The organism is Vibrio clamense, assembly GCF_050337905.1.
Lineage (GTDB): Bacteria > Pseudomonadota > Gammaproteobacteria > Enterobacterales > Vibrionaceae > Vibrio > Vibrio cortegadensis.
In genome coordinates this window covers 368,723-384,586 of record NZ_JAKJTJ010000018.1, presented here as the reverse complement: position 1 = coordinate 384,586, position 15,864 = coordinate 368,723, and the positions used below count along the sequence as shown (strand labels likewise).

The 15,864-nt window shown below is 43.1% G+C and carries 18 protein-coding genes, 1 pseudogene and 1 riboswitch; of the genes and pseudogenes, 11 read left to right on the top strand and 8 right to left on the bottom strand.

All coding sequences use genetic code 11. The features are described 5' to 3' along the window. Positions 1–215: 215 nt before the first annotated feature. From L4C39_RS02370 to L4C39_RS02360, 3 genes are all read right to left on the bottom strand, one after another. Complete coding sequence (locus L4C39_RS02370) at positions 216–767, bottom strand: GNAT family N-acetyltransferase (RefSeq protein ID WP_261890123.1); 552 nt, start codon at positions 765–767, stop codon at positions 216–218. Positions 768–888: 121 nt separating this feature from the next. Then, entirely contained in the window at positions 889–1,560 is a 672-nt protein-coding gene (locus L4C39_RS02365; protein WP_429744195.1) for a DUF2057 family protein, read from the bottom strand. Positions 1,561–1,695: 135 nt separating this feature from the next. Beyond that, complete coding sequence (locus tag L4C39_RS02360) at positions 1,696–2,439, bottom strand: sulfite exporter TauE/SafE family protein (protein ID WP_429744193.1); 744 nt, start codon at positions 2,437–2,439, stop codon at positions 1,696–1,698. 172 nt (positions 2,440–2,611) lie between these two features. Further along, positions 2,612–2,710: riboswitch (TPP riboswitch) on the top strand. A gap of 68 nt (positions 2,711–2,778) precedes the next feature. Between L4C39_RS02360 and thiD the strand changes: the two genes are divergently transcribed. The 8 genes and pseudogenes from thiD to L4C39_RS02320 all read left to right on the top strand — a co-directional run bounded on the left by thiD (position 2,779) and on the right by L4C39_RS02320 (position 10,202). Continuing rightward, positions 2,779–3,645: a bifunctional hydroxymethylpyrimidine kinase/phosphomethylpyrimidine kinase gene (gene thiD / locus L4C39_RS02355; protein ID WP_429744191.1), complete on the top strand. Its 867-nt coding sequence runs from the start codon at positions 2,779–2,781 to the stop codon at positions 3,643–3,645. Continuing rightward, positions 3,632–4,480, top strand: coding sequence for an ABC transporter ATP-binding protein (locus L4C39_RS02350; protein WP_429744189.1), 849 nt, complete (start codon positions 3,632–3,634; stop codon positions 4,478–4,480). Before thiD ends, L4C39_RS02350 begins: the two co-directional genes overlap by 14 nt. Positions 4,481–4,559: 79 nt before the next feature. Beyond that, a pseudogene (locus L4C39_RS02345) lies at positions 4,560–5,270 on the top strand (ABC transporter permease); the annotation flags it as partial. Between the two features lie 123 nt (positions 5,271–5,393). Further along, positions 5,394–6,380 (top strand): ABC transporter substrate-binding protein, encoded by a 987-nt coding sequence (locus L4C39_RS02340; protein ID WP_429744187.1) that lies wholly within the window; start codon positions 5,394–5,396, stop codon positions 6,378–6,380. A 51-nt stretch (positions 6,381–6,431) separates the two neighbouring features. Further along, positions 6,432–7,136, top strand: coding sequence for a thiaminase II (tenA, locus tag L4C39_RS02335; RefSeq protein WP_429744185.1), 705 nt, complete (start codon positions 6,432–6,434; stop codon positions 7,134–7,136). Next, positions 7,133–7,918 (top strand): hydroxyethylthiazole kinase, encoded by a 786-nt coding sequence (gene thiM / locus L4C39_RS02330; RefSeq protein WP_429744183.1) that lies wholly within the window; start codon positions 7,133–7,135, stop codon positions 7,916–7,918. Before tenA ends, thiM begins: the two co-directional genes overlap by 4 nt. Before the next feature lie 103 nt (positions 7,919–8,021). Then, complete coding sequence (gene thiE, locus L4C39_RS02325; RefSeq protein WP_429744181.1) at positions 8,022–8,639, top strand: thiamine phosphate synthase; 618 nt, start codon at positions 8,022–8,024, stop codon at positions 8,637–8,639. A 123-nt stretch (positions 8,640–8,762) separates the two neighbouring features. Next, positions 8,763–10,202, top strand: coding sequence for a coniferyl aldehyde dehydrogenase (locus tag L4C39_RS02320; protein WP_429744179.1), 1,440 nt, complete (start codon positions 8,763–8,765; stop codon positions 10,200–10,202). Positions 10,203–10,229: 27 nt separating this feature from the next. On the opposite strand, the gene L4C39_RS02315 is transcribed toward L4C39_RS02320, so the two are convergent. The 5 genes from L4C39_RS02315 to L4C39_RS02295 form a co-directional block, all read right to left on the bottom strand. Continuing rightward, positions 10,230–10,766: a GNAT family N-acetyltransferase gene (locus tag L4C39_RS02315; RefSeq protein WP_429744177.1), complete on the bottom strand. Its 537-nt coding sequence runs from the start codon at positions 10,764–10,766 to the stop codon at positions 10,230–10,232. A gap of 78 nt (positions 10,767–10,844) precedes the next feature. Then, a complete protein-coding gene (locus tag L4C39_RS02310) occupies positions 10,845–11,945 on the bottom strand; it encodes a DUF3541 domain-containing protein (protein ID WP_429744175.1) in 1,101 nt (366 codons plus the stop codon). 150 nt (positions 11,946–12,095) lie between these two features. Beyond that, entirely contained in the window at positions 12,096–12,308 is a 213-nt protein-coding gene (locus L4C39_RS02305; protein ID WP_429744173.1) for a hypothetical protein, read from the bottom strand. 17 nt (positions 12,309–12,325) lie between these two features. Then, a complete protein-coding gene (locus L4C39_RS02300; RefSeq protein WP_429744171.1) occupies positions 12,326–12,559 on the bottom strand; it encodes a hypothetical protein in 234 nt (77 codons plus the stop codon). 10 nt (positions 12,560–12,569) lie between these two features. Beyond that, a complete protein-coding gene (locus tag L4C39_RS02295; RefSeq protein WP_136994745.1) occupies positions 12,570–13,001 on the bottom strand; it encodes a c-type cytochrome in 432 nt (143 codons plus the stop codon). A 182-nt stretch (positions 13,002–13,183) separates the two neighbouring features. Here L4C39_RS02295 and L4C39_RS02290 point away from each other — a divergent pair, with 182 nt between their 5' ends. The 3 genes from L4C39_RS02290 to L4C39_RS02280 all read left to right on the top strand — a co-directional run bounded on the left by L4C39_RS02290 (position 13,184) and on the right by L4C39_RS02280 (position 15,818). Further along, entirely contained in the window at positions 13,184–13,819 is a 636-nt protein-coding gene (locus L4C39_RS02290; RefSeq protein WP_429744168.1) for a cytochrome b/b6 domain-containing protein, read from the top strand. A gap of 4 nt (positions 13,820–13,823) precedes the next feature. Continuing rightward, a complete protein-coding gene (locus L4C39_RS02285; RefSeq protein ID WP_113800112.1) occupies positions 13,824–14,252 on the top strand; it encodes a MarR family winged helix-turn-helix transcriptional regulator in 429 nt (142 codons plus the stop codon). Positions 14,253–14,453: 201 nt separating this feature from the next. Continuing rightward, positions 14,454–15,818, top strand: a complete 1,365-nt coding sequence (locus L4C39_RS02280) for a diguanylate cyclase (RefSeq protein WP_429744165.1) — start codon at positions 14,454–14,456, stop codon at positions 15,816–15,818. Positions 15,819–15,864: the final 46 nt, after the last annotated feature.

Genomic DNA, 15,864 nt, shown 5'->3' with positions numbered 1-15,864 from the left:
ATCGCGTGATTAACTTGGTTGGTGTTATATATAAGTATAACACTATACTTGTAACGCTTAATTGCAAGCTATTTTTTGAAGATAGTTAGTGAGTCAACGCTGTGGTGTAGGCGAGATGATAACTTGATCAGTTTTTAGAGTAGTAAGAAGCAGAACCCTAAAGCTTGAGGCTTCTGCTTTTATTGTCTGGAATATTGCGATTCAGTGGTTAGTAGTTAGTAGTTAGCCGAAGGTTGTTGGTCGCGGCTGAGCCCATAGATGGCGTGATCAACAATGCGACCATTGAGGTTTTCATTACGACTGATGATTCCTTCTAACTTAAAGCCAAGACGTTCGCACAGAGCTCGGCTCGGTTTGTTTCCTTCGGCAGCGGAAATCTCGATTTTTTGCATATCAAGCTCATCGAAAGCGATACTAATTAGCTTTTTGACCACTCGACTCATGATTCCCTTGCCTTGCTCATCTTGAGACAACCAGTAACCAATGGTCACTTTTTGTAAGTCATGGTCAATACTATTAAAGCTGGTGTTTCCGACTAACCGATCCTGATACCAAACCGCGCAAGTCATGGACTTTCCTTCAGCGTAATCGTGGAGAGAGCGTTGAATGAAAATACGAAAGTCTTGTTCACTCTGGCAGTGAGGAGGCCAAGCGAGCCACTGAGATAAATACTCTTTCTGGCTGCAAGCAATATCAGAATAGTGTGAAGCGAAGGATTCTTGTACGAGTGCTAATTCTAATTCATCATCAATTTTTAGGCTAAACATGGCTTCCCTTAACTATTCATTATTGAATAATTCAAGCTAACAGGAAGCCAGTTATTTTTCTACTATCTTGATAAAATTTAAACTAAACAGACAGTTGATGGCATTTTACTGAGTGCTAACTTTACTTCTTATTGATGAAATCTTTAAAGCGGGCTTGGGTGTCAGCATCAGCTTTGCTGTACCAAAAATGCAGCATTTCTTCAGCAGTACTGTCAATTTGTGGTTGCTCCGCTTGTGTTACAACGACTGGTTTTGTCGCGGTTTCTGTCTTTGCTTTTGGAAGCGTCACGACAGTGGTGATAACACCGATAGAAGCAATGCCTCCGGCACGGTTATAATCCTCTGATTCACGAACATAGTTACGACCAAGTTGCATGCCGTCTTTTTTTAGCTTGTCGGTTTTAATTGAAATGGTTTCGCCTTTCTCGTCGATCAACGACCACTCCATGTTTCCGATTTCACGTTCTGCTTCACGTTCAGTTCGGTATTTTGGGAGGACAAAGTCTAATTTTGTATTCGCTTCATCAAAAGTGACGATATAAACATCGCTGCTCACACTATTGCGTTCATTCCCTTTGTCAAAATAGGGCTCAAAGCGGAAAACGATCTGGTTTTGTCCATCTTCTAAAGTTGCACTGGTCACCGAAGAGAAGAAACTTCCTGAGGTTTGTGGCTTTTCCATATTGACGGCTAAGAGAGTGACGTCAGAAGGAAGATTTAAGGTTACGTCGGCTAGTGCAAAATGGCTAGTGGCGATAAGAAGTGCAGCTGAGATAGGCTTAAGAATGTTCATATCCAATATTATTCCGTTTCAATAACTTATGATCGCTCTCAGCCTGCCTCGTAAAATGAGTGAATGCAATGATCAGGCTTGGAAATTGCCGCGAATAAGTGAAAAATTTACACAAGGCTGACCAAGAGAGCCTGACTAAGAATTAAACACCACTCGTAACACGCTGAAACTCGCAATGACCACCAATAAACCAATAGTGACGGGTTTGAACTTTGCTGCACCATATTTATCAAATAATTTCGTTCCAACGGTTCCGCCAAACATGCTACTTGGTAATAGAGCAAGGGTAAGAATTACGGTATTCCAATCGACTAAGCCAGCGACACTCGCAGAGATAAAAGCAGTCGAATCAGCTAGCACAAAGAAAGCGATTAAACAGGCTCTTGCCACGATAGGTGAGAATGGACTGGCTAATGCGTGAGTGCCAATGGGTGGGCCAGACATGGAAGCCGCACCATTCATGATTCCGGCTAAACTGCCTAAAATGAGAGGAGCAACTCGACTCTTTTTCGAGTACTGAAAACCGCGCTGGATCATGAAAGCAGAAGCAAAAATGAAACCGCTGATGATTAGGATGATGGTTTGCTGATCAACCGAAGTGAGCAGCAATAGCCCTACCGGAGTAAACACAAGGCAAGGAATAAAAACGTGTGCGACCCAAGACCAATCCACCGACCTTCTGACTTTCGGGAGCAGTTGAATATTACCTAGGCAGTCGATAAGCATAAATACCGGAACCAGTTTTATGACAGGCACAAACAGAGCACTCAAGGGCAGAGCGATAAGCGTGAAACCGAAGCCAGAGAAGCCGCGGACAATCGCCGCAAAGATAAAAACAAGGATTAAAGCAAAAAAAGTGGGACTGAGAATAAGATCCATAAGTGAGCTCTAAAATAGCCTCTATAACAGAGAGCAAATAGTGGTTGAGATGAAGCTGGATTGTGCGACGAGTTGCAATTATTCACAAGTTAAGTTGTTGTCAGTTTTACTTTTTTATCGATATTCGTCGCTATAATCGTTGCCCTTTTTAGAAAAATTGTTATTATCGCGGCTTACATAGTCGGGGGGCCATTAGGCTGAGATCGCAATTGCGAGACCCGTTGAACCTGATTCAGTTAACACTGGCGTAGGGAACTATAGTCTTGCTAATGATGAATCGATCCCAACATTCGTCTGTTTTTTAGCCAGAGAGTTCCTTGCATCAGTCTTGGAGCTTTTATGTCACATTCTCATATATCATCACATTCCTCTTCCCAAATATTACCTGATTCTGCCACTCCGATTGTGTTGACTATTGCAGGCTCTGATAGCGGCGGTGGCGCGGGAATTCAAGCTGATATTAAAGCGATGTCGGCCACAGGCAGCTATTCCTGTTCGGTAATAACGGCCATTACTTCTCAAAATACACTCGGCGTTTCGGCCATTTTCCCCATTCCAATTGATCATATTGAAACCCAGTTAGATGCGGTTTTCACCGATTTAAATGTTGTCGCTGTTAAAGTCGGGATGCTGGCTGATTCTGAAATCATTAAAACCGTTGCCGCAAAGATTAAGCAGTATCGACCACAATTTGTCGTGGTTGACCCGGTAATGGTCGCGACCAGTGGAGACTTGCTGTTAGAGAACTCAGCGATCAGTACGCTAAAAGCAGAACTGCTTCCACTGGCTGATGTGATCACTCCAAACCTTCCTGAAGGTGCCGCTCTGATTGGTAGTTCTATTCCAACCAATGAAAATGCAATGAACTTGATGATTGCTGATCTGCGACAGTTGGGTGCGAACTCAGTGCTGCTCAAAGGTGGCCATCTAGAGTGCGATGAGAATAGTAATGATTTGCTGATCTTTTCCGATCGCGTTGAGCGTTTGAGTGCAAAAAGAGTAGATACCCATAATACTCATGGCACGGGATGTACTTTATCATCGGCAATCGCCTCATATTTAGCACAAGGTAATGATCTACTCAGTGCGGTTAAGTTGGCTAAGCAATATATATCTTTAGCCATCGCTCATGCCGATGAGTTGGATATTGGCCAAGGACATGGTCCAGTTCACCACTTCTTTGATGGTCATAATGATGTCCGTTAATATGCAGGACGCGCCAGCTCAAGCATCGCTTAATCGCTCGGTTCTCAGTGTTGAACCTGGGGAGTGGTTAGACATTATATCGGGCTATTTACGTTACCAAGATACTGAACAGCCCATTATTTCAGGGCTAAATATGCGCATTCCTGCAACGTTATGGACGTGTATTTTAGGGCGCAGCGGTTGTGGGAAAAGTTCTTTACTTCGCTACCTTGCGGGGCTGTTAGAAGGTAAAGCTGAGTGGCGTGGTGAGCTTAAACTCTGCGGTAACGATAAAGCCTCTCAAGCTATCGCAATTGATGGTCATATTGCGTATATGGCTCAGCAAGATCTGCTGATGCCTTGGCTGTCGGTATTAGATAATGTGCTGCTGAGTGATAAATTTGGATCTTCAGCCTTTGAACATCAGCAAGCTAAAGCTCTAGATCTACTGAACCGAGTGGGATTAGCAGGCAAGGCTCAACTTCTGCCTCAGCAGCTATCGGGTGGTATGCGCCAGAGAGTCGCTTTAGCTCGAACTTTAATGCAAGACAAACCGATTGTGTTAATGGATGAACCTTTCTCGGCGTTGGATGCGGTTACTCGCTACCGATTACAAAATTTAGCCTATGAACTACTTGCAGATAAAACGGTGGTATTGATCACTCATGATCCACAAGAAGCGATTCGATTAGCGCATCAGTTATACATAATTCAAGGCACTCCTGCTTTTGCATCATCATTGAACATTGCCGATATTTTGTCTGTTCCTGACTCTGAAATGCCAAGAAAGTTTGATTCCAATTGTGCTCAGTTACAGCAGTGCATTATCGAGCAGTTGGAGAGTGACTATGAATAGTTCGGCTCAACTAAGATTGGTCTCCAGACGTCTTCTTGATAACCGTCATCTCCCTCATCTGCTGTTTCGAATGCTGCTTTCTGGGGTGGTTATCGTTGGGCTTTGGCAAGCGATTGTGGTGATCTTTGAGACTCCTCCTTTCATTCTGCCAGCCCCGTTAGATGTCTTTGATAGCTTAATTCAACGCTCTGACGTATTGGCTAAACATACCTTCGTTACAGCGCAAGAGATCATTTTAGGCCTACTTTTAGGGCTTTCTATGGGGTTGTTATTTGCGTTACAGATGTTGTTATTTAAACCAGTAAAACGTTGGTTACTCCCAATTCTCATTGCTAGCCAAGCCATTCCAGTATTCGCGATTGCTCCCGTTCTTATGCTGTGGCTTGGCTATGGCATTGCATCAAAAATCGTCATGGCGGCGTTGATCATTTTTTTCCCTGTGACGACATGCTGCTATGACGGATTACGTAACACTCCTGTTGGCTATCTTGATTTGGCTAAAACCATGGGCGCAACCAAATGGCAAATGTTACGCCATATTCAATTGCCTGCTTCGCTGCCTACTTTAGGTTCCGGCATTCGAGTAGCTGTGGTAATTGCCCCGATTGGCGCGGTTGCGGGAGAGTGGGTGGGATCAAGTGAAGGTTTGGGTTATCTGATGTTACAGACCAATGCTCGGATGATGATAGATGACATGTTTGCTGCACTGTTTGTGCTTTCAGCGTTGTCTGTCTCACTCTATTTCTGTGCCGATTTCATTTTGAAGAAACTGATCCCGTGGGAAGTGTGATCCCCATTATGTGCGATTCAAGGAGCGTGCATCATCGGAATATGAGCCGATAGAGCAGCGGTTTGAAAACTTATTACAACAAAAAAATGAATGAGCTAAGCCGCTCATGAATAGATTACCAATATGGAAATACAAGAAGGAAAAACAGTGAAAAAGAAAACGATTATGAGTGCTATTGCACTTGCGACTACATTGCTTTCTGTGAACGTTCAAGCTGACGAGAGCGTTGAAGTTAAGCCGCTGGCATTGATGCTTGATTGGTTTGTGAACCCAAACCACGGGCCGATTGTGATTGCGAAAGAGCGAGGATATTTTGCACAGCAAGGCTTAAAAGTCGAGATACAGGAGCCTGCTGACCCAAGTACACCACCTAAGCTCGTTGCGGCTAATAAAGTGGATTTAGCTATTTCATATCAGCCTAATTTAACCATTGATGTCGCGGCGGGCTTGCCACTTATTCGCGCTTCAACCTTGATTGCCACGCCATTGAATACGCTGATGGTGCTCGACAATAACAAGATTGGTGACATGTCAGATCTAAAAGGGAAAAAAATAGGCATCGCGATTGCGGGCAATGAAGAGGCGACGATTGGCACCATGCTGCAAACCAGTGGTGTGAACTATAAAGATGTAGAGATCATCAACGTTGGGTGGGCATTGTCTTCGTCATTAGCCGCAGGAAAAGTGGATGCGATTTGGGGCGGTTTACGCAACTTTGAAACCAATCAGTTGGCATTAGAGGGTTATCAATCGAAAGCGTTTTTTCCCGAAGAACATGGCGTGCCGACCTATGATGAATTGGTGTTTGTCGCGAATGCAAACACTTACGATAAAGAAGCAATAAAAGCATTCAATAAAGCCTTAGAGCAGGCCACGGTTTATATCGTCAATCATCCTCAAGAGTCTTGGAAGCAGTTCGTCGCTTATGCGCCAGATACGCTCAATAATGAACTGAATAAGCGCGCGTGGAACGATACGTTAAACCGTTTTGCGCTGCGACCATCCGCTGTTGATTTGAAGCGTTACGACGATTATGCGCAGTTTATGTATTCGCAAAATATCATCCAATCTCTGCCTAAAGCGAAAGATTACGTACCCACTTTTGAGTAATCCCATTTTCTGTTCGCAATTTATCATCATTTAAAAGAGTGAGAAATCACGATGAATCAACAAGATCTAATTAAGGCATGCCAAGAGGATTGGGACGCTTATACCAAGCATTCGTTTGTTCAACAGTTAGGGAATGGTTCCTTACATGCAGACTGTTATCTGCACTATCTAAAGCAAGATTTTCTATTTTTGAAGCAGTACGCTCGTGCTTATGCGCTTGCGATTTATAAAGCTCGAACTTTGGCGGATATGCGTAAAGCTCTGCCTAGTGTCCACGCGCTGCTAGATTCAGAAATTGCTCACCATGTTAGTTACTGCGCCAATTGGGGCTTAACGGAAACGGACTTAGAAGCGGAACCGGAAGATGTTGGAACCGTGGCTTATACCCGCTACGTACTTGATGCTGGAATGTCGGGCGATATTGTCGATCTTTATGCGGCTTTGGCTCCGTGCTCACTTGGTTATGCCCTTATCGGTCGCCAATTGATGGCTAGCGAGAAAACGGTATTAGAAGGTAATCCTTATGCCAGTTGGATAGAGCTTTATAGCGGAGATGAATTTCAACAAGGTGTCGCTACAGGTGTATCGCATATTGATGAGTTACTGGCTGATATTGACATTAATAGTGAGCGTGGACGTCGTTTAATCGATGTTTTTAAAACCGCTACCCGAATGGAAATTGCTTTTTGGCAACAAGGCTTAGACGCGAAAATATCTGAGCAGGCACAAGACAAAACCGCTGAGGTGAACCTATGAATGCAGAACAAATTGTAAAGGCGCTTGATGCACTGCGTGAGCATAAACCGCTAGTGCTGAACATTACCAATTACGTGGTGATGAATAATACGGCTAATGCACTTTTGGCTATTGGAGCTTCGCCTATTATGGCTCATTCACGCCAAGAAATGGCAGAGATGATGTCGTTCTCAGGGGCGTTAGTCATTAATATCGGTACGTTAGACAGCGTTTGGATTGAACGAATGTTATTTGCTGTTGAGCAAGCTAATACATACCAAAAAGTGGTGGTGCTTGATCCAGTTGGTTGTGGCGCGAGTGGGTTACGCACAGAGGTTTCTCGTCAAATAGCAAAAAAGGCTAAGAAGTTGATCATTCGTGGTAATGCTTCTGAAATCATCGCGTTGGCGGGTGAAGAGGGACAAAGTAAAGGTGTCGATGCGCTAGACAGCAGTGATGCGGCATTAGGGGCGGCGCATTATCTCGTTGAAACCTACCAGTGCAGTGTTGTGGTTTCTGGTGCGACAGATTATATCATCACTCCAAAAGGTCAAACGCAACTAAATAATGGCGACGCAATGATGCCGTATGTGACGGGAATGGGATGCACGCTAACCGCGCTGACTGGCGCTTTTGCTGCTGTTGGGGATGAGTCTGGTGTCGCGGCCGCTGCGATATTAGGTGTTGCAGGAGAAATAGCCGCAGAGCAGTCGAAAGGCCCAGGAAGTTTACAGGTTAATTTGCTCGATAATTTGTATCAGATGGATAGCGCAACGCTGATCGAACGCTTGAAAATGTCTTAATCAGAATGTTCAGTGATGATAAAAGTCAGTATCAAGCGATTCTGGCTTTTTGATTGAGTTTAAAATAAGTGGAAGCTGATCTTAAAAACAAGGCGAAATAACAATGAATCCCTACCGTTTATATTTAGTCACCGATGATCAACAAGATATCGACACATTGAAGCATGTCGTTGAACAGGCGGTTGCTGGTGGCGTAACCATGATCCAAGTGCGTGAAAAACATGGAGATATACAGTCATTTATTCAACGGGTTCAAGCAGTAAAAACTGTGCTCGAAGGAACAAATGTCCCTCTTATTATTAATGACCGGGTTGATGTGGCACTTGCTGTGGATGCTGATGGGGTTCACCTCGGGCAATCTGATATGCCCGTTAAGATCGCAAGGCAACTAATAGGAAAGGATAAGATACTAGGGCTGTCGGTTGAAAATGAGCAGCAGTTACAAGAGTCACAATCATTGCCCATTGATTACATTGGTTTAAGTGCTATTTTTTCCACACCGACCAAAACCAATATCAATAAAGAGTGGGGAATTAGTGGATTAGCTCAGGCCGTGAGCAAAAGTGCATTACCGATTGTTGCGATTGGTGGGCTTAATTCAGACAACCTTGATGCGGTCGTGGCGACCAAGGTTGCCGGTATCGCGCTAGTTTCTGCTATTTGTCATGCTGACTCTCCCAAACTATCTGCTCAAGAGTTATTAGCACAAATTGGAATCTAGCCTAAGTGAGCAAGATTGTGTTTTTCAGGTCAATATTACTGCAATTGTGAGCTCATAACTTGCAACTCATCGGATCAGGCATTATTACTTGAATACAGGAAAACATAATAAGGTGAATTTGGAATGAACGCGCAAGCACAGATTGATAATGTACAGGTGAGTGATGGTTCGCTAGAGGTGTCTTCGCTTGAGCGTCACTTTTCTGATCTTACCCAAGCTTATCAAGGCAATTGCTACCCAGATAAGCAGGTGAGAATCGAAACACTACAGCAACTAAAGGCGAATGTGCTAAAAAGCCGTCCCGCGTTGATAGAGGCTTTATCTGAGGATTATGGGTTCCGTAGCTCCTTTGATTCTATGGTGTGCGATCTTATGCCTGCCATTCAACATATCAATTACACCATTAAGAAATTACCAAAGTGGATGAAACCTTCTCGTCGTCATGCTGGATTACTACTTACTCCATCAACAGTAAGTGTTCATTATCAGCCATTGGGTGTAGTTGGCGTTATTGTTCCGTGGAATTTCCCAATTGTGCTAAGTATTGCGCCTATAGTTACGGCGTTAGCGGCGGGCAACCGAGTGATGGTGAAATTAAGTGAATTCACACCTTCAACCAATCAAGTGTTGCGTTCAATCTTTAAATCTTTTCCTGACCAAGTGGTTTTGATTGAAGGGGATGGCGCTATTGCCGCTGAATTCAGTCGTTTGCCGTTCAACCATTTGCTGTTCACGGGCTCGACAGCGGTTGGGAGATTAGTGGCAAAAGCCGCTGCAGAGCACTTAACGCCGATTACTTTAGAGTTAGGTGGGAAATCGCCAACTATTATCGGTGAAGATGCCGATTTAAAAAGTGCCGTTGATGCGATTATGTTTGGTAAATCGAGTAATGCAGGTCAGATTTGTGTCGCCCCTGATTATATCTTTGTGCCTGATGGAAAGCAGAATGAGTTTATTGAGATCTACAAACAACGTTTCTTAAAGGCGTTTAAAGAGAAAAAAGGGCGCAGAGAGATAACGAACATTATCAATCAAGCACAATTTGCACGATTGAACTCCTACCTTGAAGATGCAAAAAACAGGGGCGCGACGATCACGACGATTGAAGGTGAATTGAGTGAAGCTCGTCAGATGTGGCCGCATTTTGTTACTGATGTCGACGATTCAATGCTACTGATGCAAGACGAAATTTTTGGGCCAATATTGCCAATTATGACCTATAAAAATGTGGATGAGTGCATTACATACATTAATAGCCATCAGCGGCCCCTTGCTCTGTATCTAATGAGCAGCGATAAGGAACTTCAAAGCCGAGTGCTGAATAGTACGCACAGTGGTGGCGTAGCGATTAACGATACCATTTTACAAGTTGCGGCAGACGACGCTCCATTTGGGGGTATTGGTGAGTCGGGTATTGGGAGTTATCACGGAATCGAAGGTTTTCATGCTTTCTCAAATGCAAAAACAGTACTGAAAACGCCAGCTTGGTTACCGAGAAGCCACTGGATGCTGACTCAGAAAAAGTTATTGTCTAAATTAATTAAGGCTATGTTTTTGCGATAAGTAAGGTTCGGTTTTGATGGCAGGTGATTAAGGACTTGTCAGAGATAGGCGGTAGTCAAAGCAATCTAATACTTGGTCTTGAACTAAAGTAAATTCTTCTTTGATTCCCGCTTTCACAAAGCCGTTTTTTTCCAGCACGCGTTGTGAGGCAAGGTTTTCCACGGATGCAAAAGCAGCCAACTGTTTAAGTTGAAGGTGATTTTTTGCATGTTCAATGAGTAAACGAGTCGCTTGACTGGCAATACCTTGATGACAAAAATTCTGCCCGATTCGATAACCTATTGCCCCACGCTTAGTGACGTGTTCGATAAAGTGAATATTCGCTCGTCCACAAATCTTTCCATGTTGGTCAATGATCAATGTGGGATACATCAAGTTCTGCTCATATTGGGATAAGCAGTGCCTTATATGCTCTTCAAGTCCCCTTCGCGTATAAAACTCGTCCCCTCTCGAATCAATAAATTGCTCAAACCAGTCTCTGTTGTCTAACTCAAATTCTAATAAACTTTTAACATCGTGTTTGTCCAGAAGGCGGAGGGCAATTTGTGAGTGATTTTGGCTCATAATGGTTCTAACTCTGAATGATAATTGGTTGTGCCCTGAGCTACTTAATGGCTCAGGGCGTCCATTTATTCTAGCTTGTTAGTGCGTTATGTCTTGCTCTAAACCAAAAGGCAAGCGTTTAAAGACTTGAGGTTGCTTGAGGAAGGTCGGCGCTTCATTGGTTTTTTGCCAGTCGAGCAACATAATGGCGAGAACATTACGATGCTCACCATAGCTCAGATCAAAGTCCCCCGTTACTGATGGAATCATACCTTTCTCTTTATCGATTGAAGCTTGAATGGCTTTGCGGGTTTTATACACCACTGGATCATCTTCTAATCCCGCAAGTAAGAATGTGATCCCCACTTCGGCTATGACATCTTCTTTCGCGCGTAACAAAATAGTGTCAATGTGCGCTCGGAAATAGTCGTAGATCCATTGGTGGTCTTGTTCATTTACTTGGTGCTGGTAATACTCTGAGTCACCGAAAATAATATGAGTCATGCCGTACAGTTTATTGCCATATTGCTGTTTTGATAATTTTTTATCATTGGCATCAGGGTAGGCTTTCTTAAAGGAATCCGTGAATGCTTCAACGACATCTTGTTCGCCAAGTTGACGTAGCCAATAGACTTGGTTCGCCAGTTGAGCAGCCCACGCTTTAATCATCTCTTCATTGGTCGCATAGTGGCTGAAATCATATCGACGAATCACTTGGCGCAGTTTTTTATCGTCGCGGTGCTGTAAACCATATTCATTTGCCCTAGCCATTGAACCTAATAGGTCGACCCCTAAATACAGATATTCAGGCATATGCTTGGTTGCGGTATAACGGCGCATGCTGCGCTCATCATCATCCCCTACGTAACCAGAAAGACGTTTTTCTGAATATAGGATGATCTGTTCAGGCGTATGTACTTCCGTAGAAAAGTGGTTGAGTCGGCTTGCGATACGCGCGAGGTCGCTCCATATTGCCGCAGAGTATCTATCGTCTAAAGTTTGGCGGAACATACGTAAGCCGTAGTGTCCTTCTTTGAAGGCCGGCAGAGTAAAAAGTTCAGGCTCGTAAGTGTCACGAATGATTTGGGCAGACTGTTCGAACTCAATATCGGTAATACGTGCAGATTCAGCCGTGCTATATGCGCTAAAAAAAGTTGAAGTACTGAGTAAAATACAGAGTGTGATTTTTGAAAGTGTCATTTGATGAATCCTGCCATTACGGGAGGCTAACTATATCAGTACATTGATGAATATATGTAAAAATGAGGTCAAGGATAGGTGAGGTTTATATATTGCGCAGCAGCACCAGGAGGGTGCTTCTCCAAAATGAAGAAGCTCTCTAATTTTCCACTATTTTTGCACGGGTTTACTGCCGAGTGCGCTGAGCACCACCATGATTAGTAGAGGCAAGGCGTTCGAAATACCAATGATCATCTCTTTAGCCGCTTCATCTTGGTATGCAGCCGTTATCTTTCCAGCGACTAAATTTTGCGCCGCTAAAGTGGTCATTGTTGGCATCATCGGAAAGAGGAAAAAGATAGCATTGATGGTTAAAAATGCCATGCAACCGTATTGAATTTTTAGCCACAGTGGCTTGATAGCATAGCTTTTGTGGCTGTAATCTTCAGTAATAGCCCCGGAAGGATAAGAATATAGGCACTTTTCTCTTTATAAAGCGCCGTATAATAGATGGCATGTAAGTTGTTGTGATCTAAAACATTTGCGATGACGATATGGGATAAGATGCCACCAACATACATAATGATCCCAACAAGAAATATGAGTTCAACGACTTTGTGTTTGGTTATCTGCATGCTCCACTCCTTACCAGCGTGAACGGTAGCTACGATGACAGCTATTACATGTGTCTTGTGCTTGTTCTAACCCGTTTTGTGCTGAGTTGAGATCTTGATTCTTGCTAGCTTGATATAAGTCTTTGAATCCTTGATCCATTTCCATCATCAGCTTATTAAATTTTTCAGGTTTTTCCCAAATTGTCCCTTTTGCTTTGCTGCCTTCACTGCTTCCTTCAGGAAAGAGAGCCCGTAGTTGAGTGCTATGGTGGGTTAATTCTTCACTTATGGTTACCACTTCAGTCCAATCAGGCTTGTCTTTGTCTAATACTTCTTCAAGTTGTTCTGTTTTATTTTCAATTGAAGAAAAAGAGTGCTGTCTCGTATCAATAATATTTTGGCTACTTTGAGCGTTTGCAAAAGCAGGTAGAGTGACAAGTAATGCAATAGTGAGTTTTTTCATATGTATTCCCATTATGTTTTTTTCGTTGATGACCTCTGTCGATGAAAGTAATTTACACAACAATAGTTGCGCATGCAACTATTGTTGTGTAAATTGTTTGTGTTGAATTAGAGCAATAAAAATACGTGCTCTAGAAAATTGATGTACTTTGCAATGTTCTGCACAAGCAGAGAGGAGATGAAATGAAAATCTGGGATCTACCGACACGTTTTTATCATTGGCTTCAAGCGTTACTTTTTATTGGACTGGTGGCGAGTGGGAACAGTGGAGAAGGGCCACACCTTGTCTTAGGGTTAGCTCTATTTACGCTTGTTATCTGGCGAGTTTTGTGGGGCGTTGTGGGAAGCGAAACGAGCCAATTTAAAGCTTTTGTGGCTTCCCCAAAGCGTGTTGTCAGCTATTTGATGGGGCGAGAAAAAGCGCAACCTGGCCATAACCCCGCAGGATCATGGATGGTGGTGGTCCTAATAGTGAGTTTGTTGATGCAGTGTTCAACGGGTATTGTTATATCAGGCTTGTTAGATAACATGCCATTCGCAGAACCCTTACTCACAGACTCAGCTTATGATGCCAGTATGGCAATTCATAGTCTTTTTGCGAAAGTACTTCAAGCCCTCGTTGCTGTTCACCTGCTAGCCATTCTCGTTTATAAGCTGCGTTCAAAACCGCTAGTGTGGGCGATGGTGAGCGGTAAGCAAAAAAATACGCTAGATGACCCTAATGCCGTATTAGCTTTTTCATCAAATAAGCGCGCATTATTAATGCTACTTGCAGCCGGATTAGTTACCATGACAATAGTTGTGTCGTCATTGGTATGAAAATATGGAAACGAAATTTGATCGCCAGAGTAGTTTTGGCTGGATGATTAATGTCATCGCGAACCAAGCCGCGAAAAAATTTGAAGTAGAGCTTAAAAAGCACGGGCTAACGGTCGCATTGTGGCCAACCATGATGTGTTTGTGGGAAGAAGAAGGGATCACGCAAAGAGATATTGCGGTGAAATCCAAAGTAGAGAACTCAACCACAACCAGAACGTTAGATAAACTTGAAAAGCTTGGGCTGGTGGAAAGACAAGCCGATCCAAATAGTCGGCGTTCATTCCGGATCTATTTAACGGAAAAAGGACGGGCAATGGAAAAAGACTTGCTCGTATTGCCTGCACAAGTCAATAGAGAGCTACTGAGTTCATTAGACACCGATGAGCAAGTCGATATGATTCGTTTACTGCAAAAAATGGTCGCTGCTGTTTAGTCATATAGCCAGCTGATAAATGATTGAGAAAACGGGTACTCTCTTATATTAATTGATGTTTTATCAAATGAAAGGTAAGTGAGAAAATGCATGTTATTTGAGAAATGTACTGTGTAAGTACTAGACAATTAGGTTACTCTATCTTTAGTGTCTATTCTATTAATAAGAATTATAATAAATTACTGATGGAGAGTGTCATTGATGCGTTACCTTTTTGGTAAGCAATGGTCTGTAAATTTGCTGCTTGCCGTTTTTGTTATAGTAGCCATTATGCTGCTTGAGTTGCTAAACCAGAATCAAATGATGTTTCTCGATAAGCAATACCAAAGCAGTGCTAAAGAAGAGCTATCAAAAGTCCGATCAAACTTAGAAGCTGCTATTGTCGCGGATATTTATGTATCTAATAGCCTTTCTACGCTTGTGAGTATCCATTCTGATACCGCTTTTGATAACTGGGAAAAGGTTGCTGCAAAAATCATTAAAGAGTCAAAGCATGTCACTATTATTGCGTTAGCTAGAAACGACATCATTAATTTTGTTTATCCGCTTCAAGGTAATGAAAAAGTTATAGACCTGAATTATCGACGGATTCCCGCTCAGTATGCGTCGATCGTGAAAGCTCGAGAGATAGAACAGATATTTATTGCTGGTCCTGTTAACTTGGTTCAAGGTGGACGAGGATTGATCGCTCGTGTCCCCATTTTTACCGACCCTCCTAATAATAAAGAGTATTGGGGGGTATGCAGTGCAGTCATTGATCTCGACTCTCTATTTCAAGAAGTTGGCATCGAAGCGTTTGAGCTAAAATATAGGCTTGGGATTAGGGGGCTCGATAGCTCCGGTTCGCAAGGTGAGATATTTCATGGCGATCAAACAGTTTTCGATGATGCGTTCGCGACTGAAAAAGTAAATTTCCCTTATGGTAGTTGGGAAGTCGCAGTAGCAAGGGCGCCTTGGTCAGCCGATCGTGCAAGTTGGTATAGGATACATAGCGTCCGATTGATCGGATACCCGATTATCATCATTCTAGCCTTTGCCTTTGTTACCATTTATCGCCTCTATGTTTCAGCACAGAACCGTTCTTTGCATGATGAACTGACGAAACTGCCAAATCGACGGTACTTTATGTACATCCTTGAGGATCAGTTTAATTCAGCGAAGAAACCTGAAAGTCACGAAAGGTTTGCACTGCTCAATCTTGATCTCGATAAATTCAAAGAAATTAATGACACTTATGGCCATGTTGCGGGTGATAAAGTGCTTGTCGCTTGTGCCGAGCGAGTACGTAATGTATTAAGAAGCTCTGATCTCATGGCGAGAATTGGTGGCGATGAGTTTTTAGTATTGCTTCCTAGAGTGATGAACGCTTCAGATGTGAGACGAATTGAAGTCACGGTCCAAAAATCACTGAGTTCAACCCCGATCATTTATGAAGGTGCGTTGATTTACATAAAAGTTAGCATTGGTTCCGTTTTATATTCTGATGAATTTTCCACAATGGATGAGATGCTGAAATTCGCTGATGATAGAATGTATGACCAAAAACAGGGTTTGCTCGGCGGTTAAATCACGATATTACTTTCATTTCCATGGTAAAAGCCTCAGAATAGCG

Coding starts and splice junctions, on each gene's coding strand:
- L4C39_RS02370 (WP_261890123.1), bottom strand. CDS start 767: ATGTTTAGCCTAAAAATTGATGATGAATTAGAATTAGCACTCGTACAA.
- L4C39_RS02365 (WP_429744195.1), bottom strand. CDS start 1,560: ATGAACATTCTTAAGCCTATCTCAGCTGCACTTCTTATCGCCACTAGC.
- L4C39_RS02360 (WP_429744193.1), bottom strand. CDS start 2,439: ATGGATCTTATTCTCAGTCCCACTTTTTTTGCTTTAATCCTTGTTTTT.
- thiD (WP_429744191.1), top strand. CDS start 2,779: ATGTCACATTCTCATATATCATCACATTCCTCTTCCCAAATATTACCT.
- L4C39_RS02350 (WP_429744189.1), top strand. CDS start 3,632: ATGATGTCCGTTAATATGCAGGACGCGCCAGCTCAAGCATCGCTTAAT.
- L4C39_RS02340 (WP_429744187.1), top strand. CDS start 5,394: ATGGAAATACAAGAAGGAAAAACAGTGAAAAAGAAAACGATTATGAGT.
- tenA (WP_429744185.1), top strand. CDS start 6,432: ATGAATCAACAAGATCTAATTAAGGCATGCCAAGAGGATTGGGACGCT.
- thiM (WP_429744183.1), top strand. CDS start 7,133: ATGAATGCAGAACAAATTGTAAAGGCGCTTGATGCACTGCGTGAGCAT.
- thiE (WP_429744181.1), top strand. CDS start 8,022: ATGAATCCCTACCGTTTATATTTAGTCACCGATGATCAACAAGATATC.
- L4C39_RS02320 (WP_429744179.1), top strand. CDS start 8,763: ATGAACGCGCAAGCACAGATTGATAATGTACAGGTGAGTGATGGTTCG.
- L4C39_RS02315 (WP_429744177.1), bottom strand. CDS start 10,766: ATGAGCCAAAATCACTCACAAATTGCCCTCCGCCTTCTGGACAAACAC.
- L4C39_RS02310 (WP_429744175.1), bottom strand. CDS start 11,945: ATGACACTTTCAAAAATCACACTCTGTATTTTACTCAGTACTTCAACT.
- L4C39_RS02305 (WP_429744173.1), bottom strand. CDS start 12,308: ATGGCATTTTTAACCATCAATGCTATCTTTTTCCTCTTTCCGATGATG.
- L4C39_RS02300 (WP_429744171.1), bottom strand. CDS start 12,559: ATGCAGATAACCAAACACAAAGTCGTTGAACTCATATTTCTTGTTGGG.
- L4C39_RS02295 (WP_136994745.1), bottom strand. CDS start 13,001: ATGAAAAAACTCACTATTGCATTACTTGTCACTCTACCTGCTTTTGCA.
- L4C39_RS02290 (WP_429744168.1), top strand. CDS start 13,184: ATGAAAATCTGGGATCTACCGACACGTTTTTATCATTGGCTTCAAGCG.
- L4C39_RS02285 (WP_113800112.1), top strand. CDS start 13,824: ATGGAAACGAAATTTGATCGCCAGAGTAGTTTTGGCTGGATGATTAAT.
- L4C39_RS02280 (WP_429744165.1), top strand. CDS start 14,454: ATGCGTTACCTTTTTGGTAAGCAATGGTCTGTAAATTTGCTGCTTGCC.